Annotated in this window: 26 protein-coding genes; 13 read left to right on the top strand and 13 right to left on the bottom strand. The window is 60.5% G+C overall.

The features are described 5' to 3' along the window. Positions 1-3 precede the first annotated feature (3 nt). On the top strand, positions 4-561 hold the full coding sequence (locus ACP15V_RS13795) for a F0F1 ATP synthase subunit B (RefSeq protein WP_424944287.1): 558 nt from the start codon (positions 4-6) through the stop codon (positions 559-561). Positions 562-767: 206 nt separating this feature from the next. Here the strand turns inward: ACP15V_RS13795 and ACP15V_RS13790 are convergent, their stop codons facing one another. Continuing rightward, a complete protein-coding gene (locus ACP15V_RS13790; RefSeq protein ID WP_424944286.1) occupies positions 768-1526 on the bottom strand; it encodes a FadR/GntR family transcriptional regulator in 759 nt (252 codons plus the stop codon). 122 nt (positions 1527-1648) lie between these two features. Between ACP15V_RS13790 and ACP15V_RS13785 the strand changes: the two genes are divergently transcribed. Beyond that, the gene (locus ACP15V_RS13785; RefSeq protein ID WP_424944285.1) at positions 1649-1921 is read left to right on the top strand and encodes a hypothetical protein; all 273 of its coding nucleotides are present in this window, start codon (positions 1649-1651) and stop codon (positions 1919-1921) included. A gap of 255 nt (positions 1922-2176) precedes the next feature. Here the strand turns inward: ACP15V_RS13785 and ACP15V_RS13780 are convergent, their stop codons facing one another. Continuing rightward, a complete protein-coding gene (locus tag ACP15V_RS13780; protein ID WP_424944284.1) occupies positions 2177-2827 on the bottom strand; it encodes an OmpA family protein in 651 nt (216 codons plus the stop codon). Positions 2828-2945: 118 nt separating this feature from the next. Next, complete coding sequence (locus ACP15V_RS13775) at positions 2946-3833, bottom strand: bifunctional helix-turn-helix domain-containing protein/methylated-DNA--[protein]-cysteine S-methyltransferase (RefSeq protein WP_424944283.1); 888 nt, start codon at positions 3831-3833, stop codon at positions 2946-2948. A gap of 159 nt (positions 3834-3992) precedes the next feature. Here ACP15V_RS13775 and nth point away from each other — a divergent pair, with 159 nt between their 5' ends. Further along, entirely contained in the window at positions 3993-4625 is a 633-nt protein-coding gene (gene nth, locus ACP15V_RS13770; protein ID WP_424944282.1) for an endonuclease III, read from the top strand. Then, positions 4622-5614: an adenosine kinase gene (locus tag ACP15V_RS13765; RefSeq protein ID WP_424944281.1), complete on the top strand. Its 993-nt coding sequence runs from the start codon at positions 4622-4624 to the stop codon at positions 5612-5614. Before nth ends, ACP15V_RS13765 begins: the two co-directional genes overlap by 4 nt. A gap of 66 nt (positions 5615-5680) precedes the next feature. Here ACP15V_RS13765 and ACP15V_RS13760 read toward each other — a convergent pair whose 3' ends face one another. Beyond that, positions 5681-6565 (bottom strand): DMT family transporter, encoded by an 885-nt coding sequence (locus ACP15V_RS13760; RefSeq protein WP_424944280.1) that lies wholly within the window; start codon positions 6563-6565, stop codon positions 5681-5683. Between the two features lie 119 nt (positions 6566-6684). On the opposite strand from ACP15V_RS13760, the gene ACP15V_RS13755 reads away from it, so the two are divergent. Then, complete coding sequence (locus ACP15V_RS13755) at positions 6685-7281, top strand: TetR/AcrR family transcriptional regulator (RefSeq protein ID WP_424944279.1); 597 nt, start codon at positions 6685-6687, stop codon at positions 7279-7281. A 51-nt stretch (positions 7282-7332) separates the two neighbouring features. Here ACP15V_RS13755 and ACP15V_RS13750 read toward each other — a convergent pair whose 3' ends face one another. Both ACP15V_RS13750 and ACP15V_RS13745 read right to left on the bottom strand, forming a co-directional pair. Beyond that, complete coding sequence (locus tag ACP15V_RS13750) at positions 7333-7749, bottom strand: OsmC family protein (protein WP_424944278.1); 417 nt, start codon at positions 7747-7749, stop codon at positions 7333-7335. A 41-nt stretch (positions 7750-7790) separates the two neighbouring features. After that, entirely contained in the window at positions 7791-8609 is an 819-nt protein-coding gene (locus tag ACP15V_RS13745) for a sulfotransferase family protein (RefSeq protein WP_424944399.1), read from the bottom strand. A 172-nt stretch (positions 8610-8781) separates the two neighbouring features. Between ACP15V_RS13745 and ACP15V_RS13740 the strand changes: the two genes are divergently transcribed. The 4 genes from ACP15V_RS13740 to polA all read left to right on the top strand — a co-directional run bounded on the left by ACP15V_RS13740 (position 8782) and on the right by polA (position 14110). Beyond that, on the top strand, positions 8782-10359 hold the full coding sequence (locus ACP15V_RS13740) for a DUF5928 domain-containing protein (RefSeq protein WP_424944277.1): 1578 nt from the start codon (positions 8782-8784) through the stop codon (positions 10357-10359). 35 nt (positions 10360-10394) lie between these two features. Continuing rightward, positions 10395-10781 (top strand): HIT domain-containing protein, encoded by a 387-nt coding sequence (locus ACP15V_RS13735; protein ID WP_424944276.1) that lies wholly within the window; start codon positions 10395-10397, stop codon positions 10779-10781. 212 nt (positions 10782-10993) lie between these two features. Continuing rightward, positions 10994-11188, top strand: a complete 195-nt coding sequence (locus ACP15V_RS13730; RefSeq protein WP_424944275.1) for a zinc-finger domain-containing protein — start codon at positions 10994-10996, stop codon at positions 11186-11188. A 114-nt stretch (positions 11189-11302) separates the two neighbouring features. Continuing rightward, positions 11303-14110, top strand: coding sequence for a DNA polymerase I (polA, locus tag ACP15V_RS13725; protein ID WP_424944274.1), 2808 nt, complete (start codon positions 11303-11305; stop codon positions 14108-14110). Between the two features lie 223 nt (positions 14111-14333). Here polA and ACP15V_RS13720 read toward each other — a convergent pair whose 3' ends face one another. From ACP15V_RS13720 to ACP15V_RS13700, 5 genes are all read right to left on the bottom strand, one after another. Beyond that, positions 14334-15026 (bottom strand): helix-turn-helix transcriptional regulator, encoded by a 693-nt coding sequence (locus ACP15V_RS13720; protein WP_424944273.1) that lies wholly within the window; start codon positions 15024-15026, stop codon positions 14334-14336. A gap of 21 nt (positions 15027-15047) precedes the next feature. Further along, on the bottom strand, positions 15048-15629 hold the full coding sequence (locus ACP15V_RS13715) for a DJ-1/PfpI family protein (protein WP_424944272.1): 582 nt from the start codon (positions 15627-15629) through the stop codon (positions 15048-15050). Between the two features lie 73 nt (positions 15630-15702). Then, on the bottom strand, positions 15703-16071 hold the full coding sequence (locus tag ACP15V_RS13710) for a VOC family protein (RefSeq protein WP_424944271.1): 369 nt from the start codon (positions 16069-16071) through the stop codon (positions 15703-15705). Between the two features lie 99 nt (positions 16072-16170). Further along, positions 16171-16932, bottom strand: a complete 762-nt coding sequence (locus tag ACP15V_RS13705) for a hydroxypyruvate isomerase family protein (RefSeq protein ID WP_424944270.1) — start codon at positions 16930-16932, stop codon at positions 16171-16173. After that, positions 16932-17576, bottom strand: a complete 645-nt coding sequence (locus ACP15V_RS13700; protein WP_424944269.1) for a DUF1285 domain-containing protein — start codon at positions 17574-17576, stop codon at positions 16932-16934. Before ACP15V_RS13700 ends, ACP15V_RS13705 begins: the two co-directional genes overlap by 1 nt. Before the next feature lie 170 nt (positions 17577-17746). On the opposite strand from ACP15V_RS13700, the gene ACP15V_RS13695 reads away from it, so the two are divergent. From ACP15V_RS13695 to ACP15V_RS13680, 4 genes are read left to right on the top strand one after another with little or no spacing between them, the layout of a single operon-like run. Then, positions 17747-18739: an AAA family ATPase gene (locus tag ACP15V_RS13695; protein WP_424944398.1), complete on the top strand. Its 993-nt coding sequence runs from the start codon at positions 17747-17749 to the stop codon at positions 18737-18739. Further along, the gene (locus ACP15V_RS13690) at positions 18736-19617 is read left to right on the top strand and encodes a DUF58 domain-containing protein (RefSeq protein ID WP_424944268.1); all 882 of its coding nucleotides are present in this window, start codon (positions 18736-18738) and stop codon (positions 19615-19617) included. The genes ACP15V_RS13695 and ACP15V_RS13690 overlap by 4 nt, the downstream gene beginning before the upstream one ends. Next, positions 19617-22430, top strand: coding sequence for a DUF4159 domain-containing protein (locus tag ACP15V_RS13685; protein WP_424944267.1), 2814 nt, complete (start codon positions 19617-19619; stop codon positions 22428-22430). Before ACP15V_RS13690 ends, ACP15V_RS13685 begins: the two co-directional genes overlap by 1 nt. After that, the gene (locus ACP15V_RS13680) at positions 22427-24565 is read left to right on the top strand and encodes a hypothetical protein (RefSeq protein ID WP_424944266.1); all 2139 of its coding nucleotides are present in this window, start codon (positions 22427-22429) and stop codon (positions 24563-24565) included. The genes ACP15V_RS13685 and ACP15V_RS13680 overlap by 4 nt, the downstream gene beginning before the upstream one ends. Before the next feature lie 120 nt (positions 24566-24685). On the opposite strand, the gene ACP15V_RS13675 is transcribed toward ACP15V_RS13680, so the two are convergent. Both ACP15V_RS13675 and ACP15V_RS13670 read right to left on the bottom strand, forming a co-directional pair. Continuing rightward, the gene (locus ACP15V_RS13675) at positions 24686-25036 is read right to left on the bottom strand and encodes a hypothetical protein (RefSeq protein ID WP_424944265.1); all 351 of its coding nucleotides are present in this window, start codon (positions 25034-25036) and stop codon (positions 24686-24688) included. Continuing rightward, positions 25036-25734 carry a DUF599 domain-containing protein gene (locus ACP15V_RS13670; RefSeq protein WP_424944264.1) on the bottom strand — a complete coding sequence of 233 codons (699 nt, stop codon included), beginning with the start codon at positions 25732-25734 and terminating at the stop codon, positions 25036-25038. Before ACP15V_RS13670 ends, ACP15V_RS13675 begins: the two co-directional genes overlap by 1 nt. Positions 25735-25760 lie beyond the last annotated feature (26 nt).

Here is a 25760-nt window from a genome sequence, read left to right as displayed (position 1 = left end):
GACATGATGAAACGCGTTCTCTCCCCGATCGCCCTGATTGCTGCCCAACCGGCCTTTGCCGCGGGTGGTGGGCTGGACCTGTCGAACACCAACCTGGTTGTTTTGATGGCGTTCCTCCTTTTTGTAACCTTCCTGGGTTACATGGGCGTTCACAAATTGCTGGGGGGCAAGCTCGACGAGCGGGCCGAAACCATCAAGTCCGAGATCGAAGAGGCCCAGAAGCTTGCGGATGAAGCGCGCGAGGTTCTCGCGTCTTATGAGCGCAAGCAGAAGGAAGTGGCTGAACAGGCAGAGCGCATCGTCGCCCATGCCAAGGAAGAAGCCGCCAATGCCGCTGAGCTGGCAAAGGAAGATCTGAAAGCTTCGATTGCGCGCCGTCTGGCCGCCGCCGAAGATCAGATCGCATCGGCCGAAGCCTCTGCCGTCAAGGAAGTGCGCGACAGCGCGGTTTCCGTGGCGATTGGTGCTGCTCAGGACGTGATCGCCAAGCAGATGACCGCGACCGACGGCAACAAGCTGATCGACGCCGCCATCAAGGATGTGGAAGCCAAGCTTCACTAAGCCTTGAGGATAAGAGATTGAAAAGCCCGGCCCAGGTGGTCGGGTTTTTTGTTTGATCAGGGGCGTTCTCCCGCGCCTTTTCTCCCTTCGGTCGACAGGCTTGGGCGTGGCTCACTTCGTGAGCCTTAGGGGCGCTGCCCCTCGGACTTCGTCCTCACCCCGGGATATTTATGTCCAGAAAATGAGGAGGGAGTGGACAGGCCGCACTACGCCTGACCTTCTTCATGCATCAGGCGTTGTTTGGCGATTTCCTCGTTGCGTTCGGCCCGACGAAAATCAGCATAGGCCCCGCGCACAAAATCCAAATGGGCTTCTACGGCGGCGCGGGCGCGGGCGGGATCTCGGGCTTGCAGGGCGTCATTGATATCGCGGTGTTGATTGAGCAGGTCCATGCGCGTGTTGTACATCTGCACGACAACCTGTCGGTTGTAGAACACACCGCGTTTGAGCAGGTCGAACATCGCCCGCATCACATGCACGATCATCACATTGTGGCTGGCTTCGACAATGGCCGAATGAAAATTTGCATCCAGATCTGCGCCTTTGCCCACCGGCGCGGCCTCCATCTTGCGAAAGATGCTGTCGATCACCTTGAGGTCGGTGTCAGAGGCCAGTCGTGCGGCACGTTCTGCGGCCAGCCCTTCGAGGTCACGCCGAAAGTCGATATAGTCATAAACCGCTTCGTCATGGCGCCCCAACAGCCCGGTGAGCGCCGGGGAAAAGGAACTGTCGAGATCTTCAGACACGAAGATCCCGGACCCGGCGCGGCTTTCCAGCAGGCCAAGTTCTTGCAATTCAGCCACCGCTTCGCGAAGCGAGGGGCGCGACACGCCCATGCGGTCTGACAGGTCCCGTTCCGACGGCAATCGTTCGCCGGGGCGTAGCACACCGCGCAGGATCAGAAGCTCGATCTGATCCACCACGGATTTTGACAGTTTGCCGGCGTTGATTTTCTGAAACGGCATGATGCCCCTCTCATGACTGGTCAAAAGATATGACCACATGCGCTGCATGGGCTCAAGTGCAATTGCGGGTCAAAGGCGCTACAAGATCGCAAGGCAAATGGTGTAAACAAGGTTGAGCTGTGATGAGCAAGCTGAGGGTATGGGGACTGTGTGGGTTGGTGATTTTGGCCATTGGGGCTTCAAACGCATCAACCTATTGGCATACCAGGGAAAAGTGGAGAGAGCTCGGGCGGATGTCCGGCGTGACAGAAGGGCTGGCCGAAGCGATGAAACAGCTTTGCAAACTAGAGTCCCCGGGCCCTTACGATGAAAGCGCCGAAGCTTCGATTGCTGTGAAAGCCGAAGTTGTGACGTTGAAGCGGAAAAATGGTCTTGTCGAAATTCGCTGCAACTAAAGCGTTTCGGTTTTAACCAGAGACAGGGGAAAACCGAAATGCAGTCACGATACCAAAAACCTGGGCGTTTCAGAACAAACAAGCCTCTCACGTTTATCCCGAAACGCTTTTAGGTGAGTGAAAGGCTAACGTTGGTTTGAAATCCCACGTTGCGCTGTCTCTTTTTCTGAAGATATGGCATCGCCGATTTGTCAATAAAAAGGCCGGGGCGCGTGAACGTCCCGGCCTTTCATGACACCTGGTTGGAAATTCAGGTCAGGTATAGGGGCGGATGATGATTTCCACCCGACGGTTTTGCTGGCGGCCTGCATCGGTCAGGTTTGAAGCAATAGGGGCATCTTCGCCACGACCCACGGTGACCACGCGCGAGCTGGGCACACCGTTTTCAAACAGAACCGAGGCCACCGAGGCCGCACGGCGGCGCGACAGCGAAAGGTTATAGTCAGCGTCGCCCACATTGTCGGTGTGGCCGATGACTTCAACGGCCGAGTTCGGGTAGTTCAGCAGGTTGCGCGACAGGGCGCCAAGATCGCTGCGCAGGCCGGGGTTGACCGTTGCGCTGTCGGTGGCGAACAGGATGTCTTGCGGCATGGTCACCACCAGGCTGTCGCCGGTGTTCACGATGCGCACCTGGTCATTGGCCATCGAGGCTTCAAGCTCGCGCGCTTGTTTGTCGAGATGCGAGCCGATCGCACCACCGACGCCAGCGCCGATTGCGGCACCCAGGGCTGCGCTGCCCAGTTTGTTATCATCGCCGCTGATTGCGCCAATGATCCCGCCAAGCGCCGCTCCGGTCACGGCACCGTTTTTGGTGCGCGGGCCAAGTTCGCCGGTGGGCGAGGTACATGCGGTGATCGAAAGGGCACCGATGGTGCCGAGAATCAGAAGGGGTTTGGTTTGGAACATCTCTGCCGTCCTCAAAATGTTACGTTGTGATTTTCCTAACATCTTGGGGCATTGTTATCGAATAACAAGGGGGAGAATGCGCGACAGATCGCCATTCTACAACGTCGGGACGCGCCGTTTATCCCGCCATGATCCCCGGGGTCGCGGTTTGCTGTGTCCGGGCGCTTTCCAGATCCGCCGTTTCCCAGGCCAGAAGTGCCCGTTTGACCGGCAACCCCCAGTGATATCCGCCCAAAGCGCCGGATTTGCGCAAGGCGCGGTGGCAGGGAATCAGCCAGCTGACGGGATTGCGGCCAATTGCCGTGCCCACCGCGCGCACGGCGCGTGGGTTGCCTACGGCCTCGGCAATCTCGGAATAGGTCGAAACATGACCCGAAGGGATCTGTAACAAGGCTTCCCATACCTTGATCTGCAAGGGGGAACCGATCAGGTGCAACGGTGTTTTGCCTTGGTCGCCCGGTGCCATGTCATAGGCCGCGAGCACCCAGGGGCGCAGGAACATGGGATCTTCGATATAGGTTGCCTTGGGCCAGCGCGAGGTGAGATCCAGCAGGGCGACCTCTGTCCCGGTTTCCTCGGCAAAGCCGATGCCGCAGATCCCCTTTTCGGTGCCCATGACCAATGACGGTCCAAAGGGGCTGTCAAACCACCCCCAATAAATCGTCAGCCCTTCGCCCTTGCGGGCATATTCACCGGGGCTCATCGCTTCCCAGCGCAGAAAGAGGTCATGCAGCCGCCCTTGCCCCGACAGGCCCACGGAATGGGTGGTCGAGAGTGTGGTGTGGCGGTCGCGCAGAAGTGTCTTGGCATGGCCGAGCGTGAGAAACTGTTGATACCGCTTGGGGGACACCCCGACAAAGCGCGAAAATACCCGCTGAAAATGCGCGGGCGACAATCCAATCCGCGTGGCAAGCTCGTCCAGCGACAGGGTGCTGTCGGCGGCGTCGATTTCCTCGATCGCGCGGCCGATGATCTTGTAGTGATAGCTGTCTTCCGTCGCGGTCATGGCACGTCCTTTCCCCCCCAAGATGGCGCAATCCGTGCGTCGGTGCGACCCGAATGTTGCGCTTTTGACATTGTGTTGGCGGGCAGGCCGCAGAACAGTCTTGTGTCACAAGGGGCGGGCGGGCATACCGCCCCTATGACAAAACGTGCCACAAAACAGATGAGCTATCACCAGATCCGCGAGGTGTTTCGCCGGTTTCACGCCGCAGAACCCGAGCCGAAGGGCGAGTTGGATCACACCAACGCCTATACGCTGGTGGTGGCGGTGGCCCTGTCGGCGCAGGCAACGGATGTGGGGGTGAACAAGGCCACCCGCGATCTGTTTCCCATCGCCGACACGCCGCAAAAGATGCTGGATCTGGGCGAAGAGGGTCTGATCGAACATATCAAGACGATCGGCCTTTATCGCCAGAAGGCGAAGAACGTGATCAAGCTGTCGCGCATTCTGGTCGAGGACTATGGTGGCGAGGTGCCCTCATCCCGCGCGGCGCTGGAAAGCCTGCCCGGTGTGGGCCGCAAGACCGCCAACGTGGTGTTGAATATGTGGTGGAACGTGCCGACACAGGCGGTGGACACGCATATCTTTCGCATCGGCAACCGGACCGGGATCTGCCCCGGCAAAGATGTGGTCGCCGTCGAGCGCGCCATCGAAGACAATATCCCCGCTGAATATCTGCAACACGCGCATCACTGGCTGATCCTGCATGGTCGCTATGTCTGCAAGGCGCGCAAACCCATGTGCGGCAATTGCCTGATCCGCGACATCTGCCCCTTTGAGGAAAAGAATCTATGACAAAAACCTACAAGGTTGTCGGCATCGGCAACGCGATTGTCGATGTGCTGACCACGGCCGATGACACGTTTCTGGAACTGATGGGCATTGAGAAAGGCATCATGCAACTGGTTGAAAAAGACCGGGCAGAGGTGCTGTACGGGGCGATGGAAAACCGCAAACAGGCGGCGGGGGGCTCGGTCGCGAACACGCTGGCCGGGATCGGCAATCTGGGCTTGAAGACTGGATTTGTGGGCCGTGTGCACGATGATGCGCTGGGCCATTTCTATGCCGACGCAATGGAGATGGACGGCACCCGGTTTGTAAACCCGCCGGTGCCAGGCGGCGAGCTGCCCACCTCGCGGTCAATGATCTTTGTGTCGCCCGATGGCGAGCGGTCGATGAACACCTATCTGGGCATTTCGGCCGAACTTGGCCCCGACGATGTGGATCCGGATGTCGCCGCAGATGCCGAGATTGTGTTTCTGGAAGGGTATCTCTTCGACAAGGACAAAGGCAAAGACGCCTTTATCGCCATGGCGCGGGCCTGTCGCGGGGCAGGGGGCAAGGCCGGGATCGCCATCTCTGACCCGTTCTGCGTGGAACGCCACCGCACCGATTTCCTGATGCTGATCGAACACGAATTGGATTACGTGATCGGCAATGAAGACGAGATCAAATCTCTGTTTGAAACAGATGATCTGGAAGAGGCCTTGGCGAAGACCTCTGCAATTTGCCCGTTGGTGGCCTGCACCCGGTCGGGCGATGGGGTAACCATCCTCCAGAACGGCGCGCGTGTGGACGTGCCGGTGGACGAGATCACTCCGGTGGATGCCACCGGGGCAGGTGACGGGTTTGCCGCCGGGTTCCTCTACGGGCTCGCAACGGGCGCGGACATTCGCAGCTGTGGCGAGATGGGCTGTGCGGTGGCCGGTGAAGTGATCCGCCACATGGGGCCGCGCGCAGACCGTAATCTGCTGGCGCTTTTGCGCGATCAGGGGCTGGTGTAACGTCAGCGCATCGGTTGGGCCGGATGAGGTGAGACCTGCAGTCCCCTGCAGCCTATGCGGCGCCCCTTACTGGCCATCCCGTGCGGTGGCCCGCGCGTAGACCAGAATGGTCGCCAGAATCACGCCACCGCCGACAAAGCTCGCCAGGGCAGGGATTTCAGCAAAGAAAGCGAAGGCCAGCAGCGGGGCAAGCGCGGCCTCGATCATCAGGATCATGCCGACTTCTGGTGCTGTGATGTAGCGTATCGCGACACGGGGCAGCACCCTGCCAAAAGGTGCGGTGAACAGACCCATGATGCCCATGATAACCCATGTGTTGACGCTGTAGCCGGATGGGGTGGCGAGAAAGGCCATGGTCACGGCGAGAAAAAAGCCGCCCATCCCCACGCTGGCCATACGGCTCATGTCGGGGAATTTGCGCACGAGGGTTTGGTTCAGCGACACGAAGATCACGGCTGATAACGCCAGCGCATCCCCGACAATATGGACGCTGCCAAGCGACCCCCATGCGACGATGGCGACCCCCAGCATGGCAAAGGAAATCGCGATCAAGGTGCTGCGTTTGGTGACTTCACCCAGGAAGATCCAGCAGAAAAATGCCGTCATCGCCGGGATGATGCTGAGGATCAGGAAGGTGTTTGCAACGGTGGTCAGCTTGATGCTGAAGACCAGTGATGTGGCGCTGCCCAGCATCAAAAGCCCTGACAGGATCATTGGCCAGCCACTGGCACGCAGCGCGCCGATCAGGCCGCGCGGGTCAATCCACTGGATGAACAGCGGCATCGAAATGGTGGTGAACAGGCCAAAAAGGAAGGCGGTATCAAACCCGCTGACACCCGAGAAGCGGATGAAAATCGGATCAAGGCTCATCAGAAAAGCCCCCAGGAGGGCGATGAGCACCCCGGAGAGGCGGGGATCTTTTTGTATCGAGGTTTGAAAAAGGGAGGTCATGTGTCGCGCCTTTAAGAATCATACTCGCGGGTATGATTTATGTGGGTCTTGCACGCCTGTCAATTAAATCATACTTTCTGGTATGATTTGACCGCAGCCCCTTGGGGGACCAAACAGCCATGGCCAAACTGGCAGAAAGAAAAGCAGAGAAGCGCCGCCTGATCCTGGTGGCTGCAGAAGAGGTGTTCCTGTCCGAAGGCTATCTGCGCGCCAATATGAACCGGATCGCCGAACTGGCCGGGGTCACCAAGCAGACGGTCTATCGCTATTTCCCCTCAAAAACCGAGCTGTTCCGCGCCACTTTGGAACAGATGGGCACGCAGACCCATGCGGATCTTTTCGCCCCGCTGGATCTGCCAGACACGCGGCAGGCGCTGACCGAATTCGCCATCGGCTTTATGCGCGCGCACATGAGCGAAAGCCATCTTGCGACGCAGCGCCTTTTGATTGCCGAAGCCGGGCAAGCGCCTGAAATGGTGTCGGTGTTCTTTGCCGTGGGGCCGGGGGGGACCCAGGATCGACTGAAACGCTTTTTTGTGGAGCGTCTTGGGGTGGCCGACCCAGACATGCCGCTGCGCCTGTGGTTTGCCATGCTTCTGTCACCGCGAAATGACGCGCTTTTGCATCGTGGCAGGTTGGATGAGACGGGCATCGTTGCGCTGGCCGAAGCGTCGGTCGAGATGTTGTGCGCGGGCATTGGGGCTTTGCCGAAATAAAAACGGCCCGCGAAATATCGGGGCCGTTTCTGATGATCGGGGTGGGGGGAGTTATTCGGTATCCACCACGTCAAAATCATGAGTGACCTTGGCAACCGCCGCCATCATCGCTGAGGCCGAGCAATATTTGTCGACCGACAGATCAATCGCCCGCTTTACCTTGTCAGCGCTGATACCACGGCCTTTCACGATGAAATGCAGGTGGATCCTGGTGAACACCTTCGGGTGGTCCTCAGCGCGGTCTGCGTCAACCTCGACCAACACATCATCCAGTTTCTGGCGCTGTTTTTCCAGGATCGACACCACGTCATAGGCCGAACAACCGGCGGTGCCCAGAAGCAGCAGCTCCATGGCGCTGGGCCCTGGCGTGTCGCCGTCTTCGTGTTTGGCGCCAAAGACGATGTTATGGCCTGTGCCGGATGTGCCAACAAAGGTACGGGCCTCGGCCCATTTCACGCGCGCTTTCATGAGGGTCTCACTCCAATATTGCCCCGCCCAACAGCCAGGGATCATTCACCAAGTTTGGCGTGTACCTCATCCAGGTCAATCTCGCCAATGGGCATCTTGTTGCCCGGATTTTCGAAGTCGTATTTGAACAGGTTGAAATCGCGTTTGTAGATTTCATAGACCAGATGCATCGACAGATCGTCGAAGTAATCCTCAACCGGGTGGGCACGTTTCGGCCCGTGCCCTTCGCTTTCGTTAAAGCGCGGGATCTCGGCCAGGTCGACCTTGTGCGGTGTCTCGATATGGTCCAGCACCTCTTGCATCCCGTCATTGAACTGTTCGGTCCAGAAGATCTTGTCGTAGGTGCCGCCATTGTGGATGAAGGTCGACACATGGCCCGACATCGCGGACCAGTGAATGTCCGGGTCCATCGGGCGGCGCCAACGGATGGTGTCGCGGGCAAACAGCAGAAAGCGGCGGAAGGATTTGATCTGGTCAAAGTCAAATTCATCTTCCGGGCTGCCCACCTCGATCCCGTATTTCTGGATCAGCAGCGGCACGAGGTTGCCGCGATAGCGTTTGCCATTGCGCTGAATGCCACAGATCTTGTCAAAAAAGCTCGACAGGATGCGAGTGTAAGGGTTGCGCACACAGGTGAAGGCATAGCTTTTATGCGAGGTCACATTGTCGGTGATCAACGGCTGCGACTGTTCTTGCGACCATTTGTGAAGGCGATCTTTGCTGTCGTGAATGTCGCCGTCAAAAAATTCACCATGATCAGAATAGAACATGATCTGGCCAATGGTCGAACAGGCGCATTTTGGCACCACCCGATACACCACGCTTTCACTTTCCGTCATCCAGGTGCCGGGAAATCCCATATGCTTCTGCCTCCTACCGATCATTTGCGCAGCCCTTGCGAGCCTTTTACGCCTGCGTAACGTTTCTCTTTTCAATATGCGCAGAAAAAAGCAAAGAAACTCTGTTTATTCAATGGTTCTTCACGTTATCTATGGCAACAATGTCGCTGAATACGAGGGATTGGTTCCGTAAATGGCAAAAATTGCCTTCATTTTGTTGTGTCACAAGGACCCCGATGCGATCATCAACCAGGCCACGCGGTTGACGGCGGCCGGGGATTGCATGGCGATTCACTTCGATGCGCGTTCCAAGCCTGAGCATTTTCAGAAAATTCGTGATGCGTTGAAAGACAACCCCAATGTGACCTTTGCCCGTAAGCGGATCAAATGCGGCTGGGGGGCGTGGTCGCTGGTGCAGGCCACGCTTTATGCGGTGGAAGCGGCGGTTGAGGCCTTCCCGCGGGCCACCCATTTCTACATGGTGTCCGGCGATTGCATGGCGATCAAATCTGCCGAATACGCCCATGATTTCCTTGACCGTCATGACATGGATTACATCGAAAGCTTCGACTATTTCGGCAGCGACTGGATCAAGACCGGCATGAAGGAAGAGCGGCTGATCTATCGCCATTTCTTCAATGAACGCACACAGCCCAGGTTGTTTTACACAAGCTTCAACTTGCAAAAACGACTTGGCCTGACGCGCGACATTCCCCATGATATTCAGGTGCAGATCGGCAGCCAATGGTGGTGCCTGCGCCGCCGCACCATTGAATGGATCCTCGAATTCACCCGCAAGCGCAAAGATGTGATGCGCTTTTTCCGCACCACCTGGATCCCGGATGAAACCTTTTTCCAGACCCTTGTGCGCCATATCGTACCGGACAAGGAAATCCAGACCCGCACGCTGACTTTCCTGATGTTCACCGATTACGGGATGCCGGTGACGTTTTACAATGACCACTACGATCTGTTGCTCAGTCAGGATTTTCTGTTTGCCCGCAAGATCAGCCCAGAAGCCCATGTTCTGAAACGTCGGCTGGGCGATCTTTATGCCGCCGAGGGGGTCGAGTTTCAGATCTCGAACGAAGGCCGGTCCCTGTTCAAATTCCTCACCGGGCGCGGCCGGGTTGGGCAACGGTTTGCGCCGCGGTTTTGGGAGCAGGAAAGCACCCTGGGTCGCGAACGTGAACTGCTGATCGTGGTGGCCAAGAAATGGCATGTGGGCAAACGGGTGGCCGACCGGATCCGCCAGGTCACCAATATCCCGATGATCGACTATTTGTTTGACGAAGAAAGCTGCCCGATGCCCGACCTTGGCGGCATCCAGTCGAAACTTGGCAAACGCACCCGCCACCGCCGGGCCCTGATGCGGATGCTGTTTGACTATTACGACACCGACCGGCTGATCATCTGCATGGATCCTGGCAATATCGACCTTTTGCGGGATTTCTTCTCGGATCGCTCACAGACCAAACTGCTTGAGGTCGAGAACCAGTTTTCGGATGACTACCTGTTGGGGCACGCCATGCGGATCGGGCTGGCGGGGGAAAACACGCCTCAGGAAACCATCGATCGCCTTTTGCCCACCATCCGGTCAGATGTGATGAATGAGGCGGATGCCATTCGCGATGAGGGGTTCGACGGCTATTTTCGGATCAGCGAAAACGGCACCCATGAAACAAACACCCGCGCCCTTGCACGTTTCCTCACGATCCCCGAAGATCGCGCCAAAGAGATCGTCGAAACAGACCACCTGTTTGCCGACTGACCCCACATCATTGACCCAAGATGCAGGAGCGCCCAATGGCCTATACCTATGACGACCAGAACATCTTCGCCAAAATCCTGCGCGGCGAGATCCCCAATGACACTGTGCTGGAGACCGAGCATGCGCTTGCGTTTCGTGATATCACGCCCCAGGCCCCGCATCATGTGCTGGTGATCCCCAAGGGCCCTTACGTAAATGCCGACCATTTCGCGAATGATGCCAGTGATGCGGAAATCATCGGCTACACCCGCGCCATCGGCGACGTGTGCAAACTGCTGAACATCACACCGGGTGAGCAAGGGGACGGATATCGCGTCATCGCCAATTCCGGCGCGCACGGCGTGCAGGAAGTGCCGCACTACCATACCCATATCCTTGGCGGTCGCCCGCTGGGCCGGATGCTCGGCCGCGTTCAGGGCTGAGTGCATTTTCTGGTCATAAATATCCTCGGGTGAGGACGCGCTTGAAAAGCGGGTCCGAGGGGCGACGCCCCTCAGGCTCAAACCCGGGGTTTGAGCCACCCCCAACGAAAACGGATCGCCAGATCCGCTTTTCGGCGGGAGAAACCCGCTTCCCCCTTGCCGCCACGCGCCTGATCACTATCATGCCGGCAACATATTCTATGAGGTGAGCCATGAGCCAAACTGCACCGGAAACCAAGATCGTTGACAGCTACAAAGTGGCCTGTGATGGCGGCGAAGGCGCGCTGGGCCACCCGCGCGTCTATCTGCAGATCCCCCATGAACATGGCTGGGTGGAATGCCCCTATTGTGACTGCAAGTTTGTCCATAAGGATCACCAGGAAAAAGCCGGAGACGCAGCAGCCTGATTGGCTGTTTCTGGCTTGAAAACCACGGTCGCGGGCAGGCGCTTCGCGGCCGTTTTTTATCCCCGGGGATCATGATGGATTAAACCGGGGCACAAGGATTAAAGGACGCGCGACATGACCACCGATACACCTGCCTTCGGCAAAGGCTGTCACCTGCATCTGGTGGATGGCTCCGCCTTTATCTTCCGCGCCTATCACGCCCTGCCGCCGCTGACGCGCAAATCCGACGGGTTGCCCATCGGTGCGGTCTCCGGGTTTTGCAACATGCTCTTCAAGTTCATCGAGGACCAGACCGGGCCTGATGCGCCAACCCATGTGGCGGTGATCTTTGACCATAAAGGCAAGACCTTCCGCAGCGATATCTACCCGGACTACAAGGCCAACCGCCCCCCCGCGCCCGAAGATCTGGTGCCGCAGTTCCCGCTGACCCGCGACGCCACCCGCGCCTTTAACATCTCCTGTATCGAGGTGGCAGGCTTCGAAGCTGATGACATCATCGCCACCCTTGCCCGCCGCGCCAATGACGCCGGGGGGCGGGTGACCATCCTGTCGTCTGACAAAGACCTGATGCAGCTTGTGGGCGGTGGCGTGGAAATGCTTGATCCCATGAAAAACAAGCGCATTGGCGTAGAAGGCGTGGAAGAGAAATTTGGCGTCGGCCCTGATCGCGTGGTCGACGTGCAGGCGCTCGCCGGGGACAGTGTTGACAATGTGCCGGGTGCGCCGGGCATTGGCCTGAAAACGGCGGCGCTTTTGATCAACGAATATGGCGACCTCGACAACCTTCTGTCCCGCGCCGAGGAAATCAAACAGCCCAAGCGCCGCCAGACCCTGATTGAAAAGGCGGACCAGATCCGCATCTCGCGCCAGTTGGTCAAGCTCGACGACCAGATGGATCTGGACCTGGATCTGGCGGAATTCGAACTGAAGGACCCGATCCCCGAAACGCTTTTGTCTTTCCTCGCGGAAATGGAGTTTCGCACGCTGACCAACCGGGTCGCGGGCAAGCTTGGCGTAGACGCGCCCGAGATCAAACAGCCCGAAGGCACACCCGATGTAGCCACCCCCGAGGCGCCCGAGATCGACCCCGAGAAATATGAATGGGTCAAGGATGCGGCAGGTTTGGGCAAATGGGTGCAGGCCATCCGCGAACGCGGCTACGTCGCCATCGACACGGAAACCACGGGCCTGGATGAAATGCGCGTCGACCTTGTTGGCATTTCGCTTTGCGTAGACCCGGGACAGGCCTGTTATATCCCGCTCGCTCACAAGACCGCAGCCAGTGATGACCTGTTCGGCGGTGATGATCTGGCGGGTGGGCAAATGGACCGGGACGAGGCGCTGGCGATCCTGAAACCGGTGCTCGCGGATCCGGCGGTTCTGAAAATCGGCCAGAATATGAAATATGACGCCAAGATCTTTGCGCGCTATGGGCTCGATGTGGCGCCGATTGATGACACGATGCTGATGTCCTACGCGCAAAATGCCGGGCGGCACAATCACGGCATGGATGTGCTGTCCGAGCGTTACCTTGACCACAAGCCGATCTCGATCAAGACACTGCTGGGCACCGGCAAATCCGCGATCACCTTTGACCGGGTGCCGATTGAGGACGCGGTGAAATATGCCGCCGAAGATGCGGACATCACCCTGCGGCTGTGGCAGATCCTGAAGCCCGGCCTGCACCGGGCGGGCGTGACGCGCGTGTATGAACGCCTCGAACGCCCGCTGGTGCCGGTGCTGGCTGAGATGGAGATGACGGGCATTCAGGTGGACCGCGATGTGCTCTCGCGCATGTCCAACGCGTTTGCGCAAAAAATGGCGGGGCTTGAGGCGGAGCTGCATGACATCGCGGGCCGCGCATTTAACGTGCAAAGCCCGGCCCAGGTGGGGGAAATCCTGTTTGGCGAGATGGAGCTGCCGGGCGGCAAGAAAACCAAGACCGGGCAATGGTCGACGCCCGCTGACGCGCTCGAGGATCTGGCGACCGAACATCCCTTCGCTGCGCGGGTTCTGGATTATCGCCAGCTGCAAAAGCTGAAATCCACTTATACCGACGCGCTGCAGGACCACATTCACCCGGACACGGGTCGCGTGCACACCTCTTACGTGATCACCGGCGCCAACACCGGACGCCTTGCCTCTAAAGATCCCAATCTTCAGAACATTCCCGTGCGCACCGAGGAAGGCCGCCGCATCCGCGAAGCTTTTGTCGCCCCCGAAGGCAAGAAGCTGATCAGCCTCGATTATAGCCAGATCGAGCTGCGTATTCTGGCGCATATGGCGGATATTGACGCGCTGAAACAGGCCTTCCGCGAGGGGCAGGACATCCACGCGATGACCGCGTCGGAAATGTTTGATGTGCCGCTGGATCAGATGACGCCCGACATTCGCCGTCAGGCCAAGGCGATCAACTTTGGTGTGATCTACGGCATTTCGGGCTTTGGCCTGGCGCGCAACCTGCGCATTCCTCGCTCTGAAGCGCAGGGGTTCATCGACCGCTATTTTGAACGCTTCCCGGGCATTCGCAAATATATGGATGAAACGGTGGAATTTGCGAAGGAACACAAGCGGGTGGAAACTCTGTTTGGCCGTCAGATCCACACGCCGGAAATCGGCGCCAAAGGCCCGCAGGCGGGCTTTGCCAAACGCGCCGCGATCAACGCCCCCATTCAGGGCACCGCCGCCGACATTATCCGCCGCGCGATGATCCGTATGCCGGACGCGATTGCGAAACTGCCCGCCAGGATGCTGTTGCAGGTGCATGACGAATTGATCTTCGAGGTGGACGCCGCCGCCGTGGATGAGGTGATCGGCGTGGTGCGCGAGGTGATGGAAAGCGCGTCTGAACCCGCCATCAAGCTCGACGTGCCGCTGGTTGTGGATGCGGGTGTTGGCATGAACTGGGCCGAGGCGCATTAAGGGGAAAGGTATGAGGGGGCAAGGCAAGGGGCGGAACCGGGAAGGGGGCCCTCTGCTGACGCATCGGGCCGCTTTTGGTGGCCTCGCTTTGCTCGGTGAATTTCTGGCCTCCGGCGGGGATATTTCGAGACCAAAGATAGGATCACACGCGTCCATCTTTGGTCCTGAAATATCCCGGGGTGAGCCTTGAAAAGGCGAGGGGCCGCGCCCCTCCTGCCATGGTCTATGTCTTGCAGGCCTCCGCTTCCATCTTTGCGTAAAAAGCAGGGAGCGATTTATCACGCTCTTCGCGAAACCGGTCACCTGTCGAAAAGCCTTCGATCCGGTCGATGCGGAACATGCGGAAATCCTGGCGCAGTTCGCACCAGGCGACCACACACCAACCGGTATGCCAGAGCCACAGGCCCAGCGGGCGTAGGGTGCGGGTGGTGCGGTGTCCCGCCTCATCCGCATAGGTCAGATGCAGCCGGTGACGCGCGCCGATGGCGGCTTCGATCTGGTCGATGAAATGGCGGTCACGTTCAGACGGGGTCAGGGTGGGGCCCGCGTGGATTTCCACCCGATCCGCCTCGGCAGCGAGCGTTTCGGGCAGCACGGCGCGGATCTTGATCATCGCCTCGCGGGCCGACTTGGCCATTGCCGCGCCGCCCATCCGGTCGATCATCGAGATGCCTGCAATCAGGGCCATCACCTCGTCGCGGGTGAACATGAGGGGGGGAATATCATAACCCGCCCGCATCACGTACCCAACCCCGGCTTCGCCTTCAATTGGCACGCCCGATCCAATCAGATCGGCAATATCGCGATAAATGGTGCGTTCGCTGACCTCAAGATCCTCTGCCAGATCCGCGGCGCGGGTCAGGCGCCCGCCCCGCATGAGTTGCACAATCTGGAACAGGCGATCTGCACGGCGCATAGGGATGTCCTTGGGTTTGAGTTACGCGTGTTCCGCGGCCAGCATCGTACGGAATTGCCCGCAGGCCTCGGGATCCAACCCGGATTGGGCAAACACCTCGGCGGTGAAGCTGACGGGGGCGGTGCCAGGGGCGGTGACAATGCGATTGTCTGACACGGCTTTCGGCCCGGCGACATAATGCCCTTGCCCTTTATAGGGTGCGACGGCGTCGGTCAAAAACGCCAGGCTGTTCGAGCTATGAGCGCAGTGATCGAGCAGACCTGCGCGCGCCAGGGGAAGCGTGCCGCCGCAGATCCCTGCCACCACGCCCCCGGCATCATGGTGAGCCTGCAAAAGTTCTGGCAGTCCGGCGCGCGTGTCAGGGGCCGTGTCGCCCGCCCAGATCGCACTGCCAATCACCACCAGTGTTGTCGAGGCATCGGGTGTGAACCTGTCAATGCCATCTGCGACATGCACCATCAGCCCCCCTTGAGAGCGGACCATGCCGGGATCGGGGGTGATGAACCCAATGTTGAAATCGAAATACGCCCCACCTGTCCCCGCGATAAAGGCATATTCCCAATCGGCAAAGGCATCGGCCAGAAGAAGTGTGATCTCGTTCATGATGTTTTCCTTCAGAACGCCCCCCGCAAGCGGATAATGCGCCTGCGGGGGGATGGGAGGCAAGAGGGCGACGTTACGCCGGTTTCGCTTCGAACAGGCCAATGGAATTGCCGTCCGGGTCGGTGGCATAGACGAAACGTCCCGGCGGGATTTCGATCGGGTCACACAACACGGTGCCGCCTGCATCGGTGCAGCGAGCTGCTGCGTCTTCCAGCTTGTCCGGGACCACGATATGCACGGTTGGTCCATTGCCATCGGTGGCGGGGGTGCCCGGGTATAGGTGCCCGCTGGTGGTGTCCATCGCGCCGCCGAGGATCGAAATCGGGTTGGGGCCGGTATTGTCGATGGTCATCGTCCATTTGAACACGGCGTTATAAAAGGCAATGGCCTTGTCCAGATCGGCGACGGGGATTTCGGCCCAGCAAACGACGGGGGGTGTCATGATGTATACTCCTTCATCAGATGTGATGACGGCAGTATGGCAGCCCCCTCCTGACAGCGTGTTGTCAGGAACATCCCGGCGCGGTCGAATTGAGAGGGATTACCCCTTTGCAGCCGCGAGCCAGTCCAACCCTTGCGCGGTCATCTTGCGCGGGTGATATTCCGCGCTGACCCATCCGTTATAGCCTTCCCGGTCCAACTGCCGGAACCACGCAGGGTAGTCAAATTCACCGCGCAAGGGTTCGTGTCGGTCCGGGATGCCGCCGATTTGAATATGGCGCACCAGATGGCGGTAGCTGTCCCAGCAGCTCAGCACATCGCCGGTAATCTTGTCGGCGTGATAAGCGTCGAATTGCAGGCCGACATTGGGGGCGTTCACCTCATGAATGATCTCTGCGGCCTGATCAAACGTGCTGAGGAAATAGCCCGGCATGTCGTCCGGATTGATCGGCTCGATGGTCAGGCTTTGGCGCGGGGCCTGGGCGGCGGCCCATTTCAGGTTCTCCACATAGGTCTTTTTGGCCACCAACCCGTTGGCTTTGCCCGCCATGATGTGGATATGGCTGGCATGAAAGGCTTGCGCGTAACGCAGCGTGCGCTTGAAATCGTGCTGAAACCGCTTTTGCCCGTTTGGGGTGGCGGCAAAACCGCGCTCGCCACCGGTATAGTTGGGGGGCGGCGTATTGATTAAAACCATGTGCAACCCATGCGCGGTCAATTGCCGTGTGATCAAACCCGCCGCGTCATCATAGGGAAACAGAACTTCTACCGCCTCAAACCCGGCGTCGGCGGCGGCCTGGAACCGTTCGAGAAACGGCAGTTCCTTGAACAGCAGGGTCAGGTTGGCGGCAAATCTGGGCATTACTCCTCCAACGCGTCAGATGGGATGATCGGAAAGAACCGGCCTGCGGACCAAAGGCCGAACCAGCGCCCGCCATCATGGTCTTCGTGCGTGGCGCGGTCAATCAGGTGATAAAAGCTCTTGCGGTCGATCCGGGCGTCCAGCCCGCCACGCACCCGCACATAGGGTGTGGGTTCACCGGTTTCGGGATCAAGCACCACCCGCAGCGGCGCATCGGGGCCGGCGGTGGTCACATCCCCCAGATTGGTGGTGAAGGTCAGGGTCTGGTCGCGCCCGTCGCCAGTGATGTCCACCGCTTCGGCCACAAAAGGCACATCGTCCACCTGAATGCGGAAACGCTCCGCCGGGGTGACTAGCATATACCCTGTTTCGCCCCCGTCAGAACCGTCATCATAGCGCAGGATAGACGCAAAAAGCCGCACCAACCCATCGCGCGTGATCGGGCGCCCTTCGTGAACCCACTGACCGTCACATGTGATCCGCATGTCCATGTCGCCACTGAAGGGCGGGTGCCATAAATGCACCGGGGGCAGACCCTTTGAGCGGGTTTTATTCGCCGCGGATTCGGCTGATTTCGCCAGGTGTTCGGCGCTGGGCCCGGAGGTTTCGATGGGCGAATTCCCGTCAGTTGGCGCTTTTGTCATTTGTTCCCCACGCAGTTTCGGACTTAAATACAGCTTAAAGCGTTTTCGCATAAGGCTGAAAAGTGGTTTTATGCGAAGAGGATATTTGAAACCAGATCTTGCGCAGCCTGCCCATGGCACCTTGGCCGCCCGGCCAGGGCAACGGCTGTGACAGCGACGAAGGGACCATCATGCAGACCGAAGTGATTGCCGAACTCGAAGCGCTGGGGGATCAGCTTGTCACCGCGAAAGATGAGATTTCTCGACATATTATCGGTCAGGATCTGGTGGTCGAACAGGCCCTGTCGGCGCTGTTGTCCGGGGGGCATGCCCTGCTGATTGGCCTGCCGGGGCTGGGTAAGACGCGGCTGGTGGACACGATGGGCCATGTGATGGGGCTTCATGCCAACCGGATCCAGTTCACGCCGGATTTGATGCCGGCGGATATTCTTGGGGCGGAGGTACTGGAAGAAAGTGACGACGGGGCACGCCATTTCCGCTTTGTGAACGGCCCGGTTTTTTGTCAGCTGCTGCTGGCGGATGAGATCAACCGCGCCAGCCCGCGCACGCAATCCGCGCTGCTGCAGGCGATGCAGGAACGCGAGGTCTCGGTGGCGGGTCACACCCACGCGCTGCCCGCGCCATTTCATGTGCTGGCGACGCAAAACCCGCTGGAACAGGAAGGCACCTATCCGCTGCCCGAGGCACAGTTGGACCGGTTTTTGCTGCAGATCGATGTGGAATACCCGGATCGCGAGGCCGAGCGCGACATCATTCTGGCCACAACAGGCAGCAAGGAAACGCCTCCGAAAGAGGTCATGACACATACCGATTTGATCCGCGCACAAGAGCTGATCAGGCAGATGCCGGTGGGTGACAGCGTGGTCGAGAGGATCCTGGATCTTGTTCGGGCCTGTCGTCCGGAAGATCCGCAAGCGCCCGACGCCCTGCGCGAGGCGGTCAGCTGGGGGCCGGGGCCGCGGGCCGCACAGGCCCTGATGCTTTTGACCCGCGCGCGCGCGCTTTTGGACGGGCGGCTTGCGCCAAATGCCGATGATGTGCGGGCGCTGGCCCGCCCGGTGCTCAGCCATCGTATGGCGCTGGGCTATGGTGCGCGCGCCGAAGGGGTGCAGCTTGCCGATCTGATCGCCACCGTCTTGGATCAGATGGATCGGGCCGCATGACAGCTGGACCGCGCCCAGAGACCCGGCACCACGCCCATCCCCGGCTGCACGCCGCCGCGCATCTGGCGCAGGATCTGCCGCCCCTGATGGTGGCCGCGCGGCATCTGGCGGATACGGTGCAGCTTGGGGATCATGGGCGCCGACAGGCCGGTCAGGGCGACGCGTTCTGGCAGTTCCGCCCTGCGGGACCCGGCGATCCCGCGCATCGGATCGATTGGCGCCGCTCGGCCCGGTCCGATCAGGCCTATATCCGCGACCGCGAATGGCAGGCGGCGCAGACCGTGATGATCTGGATTGATCCGGCCGCCTCGATGGGATTTGGGTCCTCGCCCGATCGCCATACCAAAGCCGACCGCGCCCGGGTGATCGGCCTGGCCGCGGCGCTGTTGTTTTTACGGGCGGGCGAGCGTGTGGGGTTCCTTGGTGCGGATCGTCGCCCGATGCTGGGCGAAGGTGTGTTGCCTGCACGCCTGTCTGATCTCGATGCGCCCCCAACACACCCCACGGGGTTTCCCCGTCGCGCCCGAGCCCTGATTCTGACTGATGGATTGGCGGATCCGAAGATATATGAGACGGCTTTGGAGGCCGCTGCACAGGACCGTGTGAAAGGGGCTTTTGTGCAGGTGCTTGACCCGCAAGAAGAGCGATTTCCGTTTGCGGGTCGCAATCTTTTCATCGATATGCAGGACAAAACCCGGTTTGAAACGCAACAGGCCTCTGACCTGCGCGCGCCCTATCTGGAACGGCTGGCCGAGCGCAAAGACATGCTGGCGCGCGCCTGTCGCAAGGCGGGCTGGGCCTATCATTGCCATGATACGATCACGCCGCCCACCGGGGTGTTGTTGTGGCTTTACCACGCGCTCGAGGCGCGACGCTGATGGGCGCGTTGGGCTTCACCGCGCCCTGGCTTTTGACGGGGCTGATCGCGCTGCCGATCCTGTGGTGGCTGTTGCGCGCTGTGCCGCCTGCGCCCGTGCGCAAACGCTTTCCCGCGCTGACCCTGCTGCTTGGCCTGGACGACGAGAGGGTCGAAACCCGCACCACGCCCTGGTGGTTGTTGCTGTTGCGCCTTCTGGCTGTGGCCGGGTTGATCCTTGGCTTTGCTGGACCCGTGCTGAACCCCGAGAAGAGCGCCCGTGAGACCGGCCCCCTTGTGGTGCTGATCGATGCGTTCTGGCCTGCGGCTGGCGACTGGACCAGCCGGGTCGAGGCCGTAGATGCGCTGTTGCAAGAGGCACAGCAGGGCGGGCGGCAGGTGGCAGTGATGCTGGCACATGACCCCACCCCTGCCGTGCTGTCCTCCGCGCAGGTCTGGCGCGAGCGTCTGGCGGCGATGCAGCCGGTGGCCTGGGATGCGCCCTATGAGGTGGCGGTTCTGGACGGCTTGCCAACCGGGCAGACCATCTGGCTGTCAGACGGGATCGATCGCGCGGGCCGCGATGAGGTTCTGGCCCATCGCGAGGCCGCCGGAGAGGTTCGGATCTGGCAAAAAGAGCAGGTGACGTTGGGGCTGACTCCGCCAACACTGGAAGAGGGCGAGGTGCAGCTTCGCGCCTTGCGCGCCCGACCGGATGGCGAACATCAGGTGCAGTTGACTGGCTTTGGTCTTGATCCTGCCGGGCAGTTGCGGGCGTTGGTCACAACCAAGCTCAGCTTTTCCTCCGGCGAGGGTGAGGTGCTGCATACGTTGTCGTTGCCGCCGGAATTGCGTCACCGGATCCAGTGGTTTACCTTATCCGATTTCAACGATGATAGCACCGCCGCCCCTGCGCTTTCCGCCGGTCAGGTGGCCTTGGTGGGCGAGGCGCTGACCCGGCGCCGCGTGGTGCTTTTGGGCGGGCAGGAAAGCGAAACCCTGGCGCTTTTGTCCCCCGATCATTTTCTGCGCGCGGCCCTCGCCCCCCATAGCGAGATCGTCGAGGCCCTGCGTCTGGAGGATGCCTTGCGGGCGAGCCCCCATGTGGTGATCTTGCCCGATGTGGCGGATATCGCTGAACCTGACCAGCGCGCGCTTGCGAAATGGGTTGCGCAGGGCGGGCTTTTGTTGCGGTTTGCCGGGCCGCGGCTGGCGGCGGCACAATCATCTGCACGTGGTGTCGTCTCCGCGACGGAGGATGTGCTGTTGCCCGTGCGTCTGCGGGGGGCAGGGCGCACCGTGGGCGGCGCGATGAGCTGGGGTGCCCCACAAAAGATCGCGCCCTTTACCGCAGACAGCCCGTTTCACGGGTTGCCCATTCCCGATGAGGTCAGCGTGTCCCGTCAGGTTTTGGCCGAACCCGGCCCCGATCTGGCGGATCGCACCCTGGCGCGGCTGGCAGATGGCACCCCCTTGGTGACGCGCAAACTGATCGGGGCGGGACAGGTGGTGCTGATCCATGTGGGGGCCAATGCGGAATGGTCAAGCTTGGTCCTGTCGGGTCTCTTTGTCGATATGTTGGGGCGTTTGACGGCCGCGACCGCCATCACGCCCTTGGCTGCTGAGGGGGGCGACTTTGAAACCGATGCCAGCCCATGGCAGCGAGAGCAGCTTCTTTCCGCCCAAGGGCAAGTGCAAATCGAGGATCCCCCGGCGCAGACCGCAGGGGCCGATTTGCAACGCGCCGTTCAAGCACGCGGAACAGCCGATGCGCCCCCCGGGGTCTACGGCAATGGATCGCGGCAGATTGTGGTCAATGCGCTGGCGGCAGGGGCCGATCTTGCCCCGGCGGCCTGGCCTGCGCGGATCACCCCGGAATGGCAGGGCCTGCAGCCGATACGGGATCTGTCCGGTGCCGTTCTTGGCGCGGCGCTGATATTGATTCTTGCGGATATTCTGGCGACCTTGTGGGTGACCGGTCGATTGTCCCTGCGGGGCGCATATGGGGCCGGGGCCACGGTTGTTCTGGCGCTTTTCCTGGCGGGAGACCCTGTTTTGGCGCAATCCTCTCAGCCCGAGGATCTGCGTGTCGAAGCACAGGTGATCGCGGCGGCGGCAGATGTAACGCTGGCCCATGTGCTTACCGGGGATGCAGATCTGGACGCATTGGCCAGCGCCGGGTTGGCGGGCTTGTCCGATGCGCTGTTTTTGCGCAGTTCGGTGGAACCTGCCCCGCCGGTCGGGGTGGATCTGGAGGAAGATGAGCTTTCGGTTTACCCGATCCTCTACTGGCCGATTTCGCCCCGCCAGCCCTTGCCAAGCGCCGATGCCTATGCGCGGTTGGCGCAATATCTTTCGGCGGGTGGGTTGATCCTGTTTGACACACGGGATGCCGGGGCCGGAGGAGGCGGCACCGAAATGCGCAAACTGCAGGCCTTGGCCGCGCCCTTGTCGCTGCCACCATTGGATCCGGTTCCGGTGGATCATGTGCTGACCCGCGCCTTTTACCTGATCGACGTCTTTCCCGGACGATTTTCGGGCCCGGTCTGGGCCGAAGCCGCTCCGCCCGGCGCCGTTGCGCGCGAAGACTTGCCGTTCCGGTTGCTCAATGATGGGGTCACGCCGGTGCTGATTGGCGGCAATGACTGGGCAGGGGCCTGGGCGGTTGACCCGACCGGAGCACCGCTGTTGCCTGTTGGGCGCGGGCAGGCAGGGGAACGCCAGCGTGAAATGGCGCTGCGGTTTGGGGTCAACCTTGTCATGCATGTGCTGACGGGAAACTACAAATCTGATCAGGTGCATGTGCCGGCGCTATTGCAAAGGTTGGGGCAATGAGCGCGGTTGGCCAGATCTTCTTTGTGCCGTTGATCCCGTGGTCTGTGCTGGTGGTGCTGGCGGTGGGTGCATTCACGCTTTTGGGGATCGCGATCTGGCGTGGGTTAAGCGGTTGGTTTTACCGTGCCGCGGCGCTGGCAATCCTTCTGGCCGCGCTGTCCGGCCCAACCTTGCAGGACGAAACCCGAGATCCGCTGCCGGACATTTTGCTGGCTCTTGTCGATGAAAGTGCCTCGCAGGATTTGCCGGGGCGACCCGAGGCGCGCGATGCGGCCCTGGCCTGGTTGACAGAGGTGAGCGCTGCTCTGGGGGCGGAGTTGAAGGTGGTGTCATTTCCTGATGCTGCCGGGGGGAAGGGAACGGAGCTGGGGCCGATATTGGATCGGGCCTTGGCTGAGCTTCCAGTGGGGCAGTTGGCGGGGGTGTACCTGTTGTCGGATGGCGGCATCCATGATGCCTCTGCCTTGGTGCCTCGCCTGGCGGGCCTGCCCGCGCCGATGCATCTTTTGCGCAGCGGTTCAGACGCGGAATGGGATCGTCGCCTGACCATTCTGAATGCGCCGCGATTTGCTGTGACGGGGGAAGAAATTGTGCTGCAGCTGCGGGTGGATGCCTTGGGCGCGGCCCCCAATGCCCCGGCCGAACTGAGCCTGTCGGTTGATGGATCCCCGCCCAGCCGCCATGCGGTGCGGGTGGGGCAGGATCTGGAATTGCCGCTGGTATTGGATCACGCGGGTGAAACCGTGGTGCATCTGACTCTGACCCCGTTGGAGGGCGAATTGACGGACCGCAACAACCAGGCGGCGGTCCGGATCAATGGGATACGCGATCGGTTACGCGTGCTTTTGGTGTCGGGGGAACCCCATCCCGGAACCCGCACCTGGCGCAACCTGCTGAAATCGGATGCCTCGGTGGATCTGGTGCATTTCACCATTTTGCGCCCGCCTGACAAACGGGATGGCGTGCCGGTCAATGAACTCAGCCTGATCCCTTTCCCGACACAGGATCTGTTCATCGACAAGATTGACGAGTTCGACCTGATCATCTTTGACCGCTACAGGTTGCGCGGCATTTTGCCCGGCGCCTATCTGTCCAGCGTGCGCAACTATGTGGAACGTGGTGGGGCGGTTCTGGTGGCGGCCGGGCCGGAATTTGCCAGCGTGGAAAGCCTCTCGCGCTCGCCTTTGGGCGAGGTGCTGCCGCTGCGCCCGTCGGGCCGCGTCAACGTGGACCCAATGCGCCCGGAACTGACCGATACAGGATTGCGCCACCCGGTAACCAAATCCTTGATGGCACAGGGGGAGCAGGATCATCTGGGCGCGTGGCTGCGCCATGTGGAACTGGAAAGCGTGGCGTCACAGGTGGTGATGCAAAGCCCGGCGGGTGATCCGTTGCTGGCGCTTGACCGGGTGGGCGAGGGGCGCGTGGCGCTGATTGGCACCGATCAGGTTTGGCTTTGGGGACGCGGCTTTGATGGCGGCGGTCCACAACTGGAGCTTTTGCGCCGCCTGGCCCATTGGATGATGGGGGAACCCGAACTTGAGGAAGAGGCATTGGGGACCACGGAAGATGCGGATGGCAGCATTCTGATCACCCGTCAGACATTGGAAGATGCACCCGGCCCGCTGGAGGTTGAAACCCCGGATGGGCGGCGGATGATCCTGCCGATGCAGCACGATGGACCGGGGCGGTTTGTCGCTCGATTGGCCGAAAATGAGGGTCAGGGCCCAAGGGCAGAGCAAGATGAAACTGACGGTTCCGATGATCCCCTGCCAATGGGGGTTTATCGTTTTACGCAGGGGGGGCGTAGCGTGGTTGCGGTGCGCGGCGAAGCGGCCCCGCTAGAATTTGCTGATCCTTTGGCGCGCAACAGCCCCATGGCCGAGGTGCTGGCCCCGACCCGAGGCGGGGTATGGGAGCTGGAAAACGGCCTGCCGCGCCTGCGGGCCGTACAAGAGGGGCGTCCGGCCATTGGCCGGGGGTGGGTCGGATATGTCCCACGCGAGGCGTATTTGAGCCGCGACCTGCGGGTTCGACCGGCTTTGCCGGCCTGGATCTGGCTATTGGTCGTCGCGGGGGCCGTGGTGCTGGCCTGGTGGGTCGAGGGCCGTCGGGCCGAACAAGGCGCGCTCTGACGGGCCCTAAAGCGTTTCGACGTATTGCTGAGACACAATAATGAGGCGAAACGCTCGAAACCTATTGATGTTGCAGGCGTTTCGAACTCAACGTGTTAGTCAAGTTTATCTCGAAACGCTTCAGTTCAGCGGCAGAACAAACACCTCTTCCGACCAACCGGTATCGTTACAACGGGCGCGGATATGCAGGGCCTCGATCCCTTCCGGCACCTGAACCCCGGACAAGGACCGTGTGAAGGGCTGCTCGTTCACGTGGGGATGCGCCAGTTCGCGAATACCCAGGGATGTGCCGTCCGGGGTCAGAACTTCCCACCCGTCTGCATAGTGATCCCATCCAGTGTCCGGGTGGCTGAGGGTGACCGACAGGGTTTGCCCGTTCAAAACCGCAGCCTCAACAACCGGGGGATCCGCCAGCGCAGGGGCCGACATCAGCATCAGGACAAGGGCGTTGGCGGGCAGGGCGCGGGGCATCACGGGCTTTCTTCCATCAGGACGGATCTCGAATGCGAGGCGAACTCGCGCCGCCACAACACCAGAAGCGTGATGGCGGTGGCAAGTAACAAAGCCGTGGGCCCAAGCAACCAGGCCAGCGCCGCCATGGCGAAATAGATCGAGCGAAGCCCGCGGTTGTAGCTGCGCGCGGCGGTGATGTTCAGGGCGCCCGCCTTTTCGGCGCGGGGGAAGGCATGCGGATCGTCCGGGTCGTTTGGCACGGACCCCATCATCACGGCGCAATAGCCAAACAGGCGATGTGACCAGACGAATTTCAAAAACGCATTGGCCAGAAACAAAAGCGTCAGCAGGATTTTCACTTCCCACACCAGCGCGGGGGCGTCGATCTGGGTCAGGTCCCGTGCCACGCCACGCAGCTCATCTGTCTGGCCCAGCAGGGCCAGGCCCGCACCAATGGCGATCATCGTGGCCGAGGCAAAGAAGGTGGTGCCCTGGCGCAGGGTTGCCAGGATCGAACTGTCAAAGATGCGCGGCTGGCGGGTGACCATCTGCACCATCCATTCCGCACGATATCGCCCCATGAGCAACGAGACCGAGGGGCGGCCTGACGAAGGGTTTTCGATGCGCCAACCAATCCCGATCCAGCCAAAAAGGATCAGGGCCACGGCCAGGCCATCAAGCGGGGAAAACAGGGTCAGTCGGTCAGCAAGGGTCATGTGCCCTCAATAGAACGTTCGGTCAC

It is taken from the genome of Aliiroseovarius crassostreae (assembly GCF_049803815.1).
Lineage (GTDB): Bacteria > Pseudomonadota > Alphaproteobacteria > Rhodobacterales > Rhodobacteraceae > Aliiroseovarius > Aliiroseovarius crassostreae_A.
The sequence above is the reverse complement of the archived record's forward strand: the minus strand, read 5'-3'. Positions and strand labels throughout refer to the sequence as shown.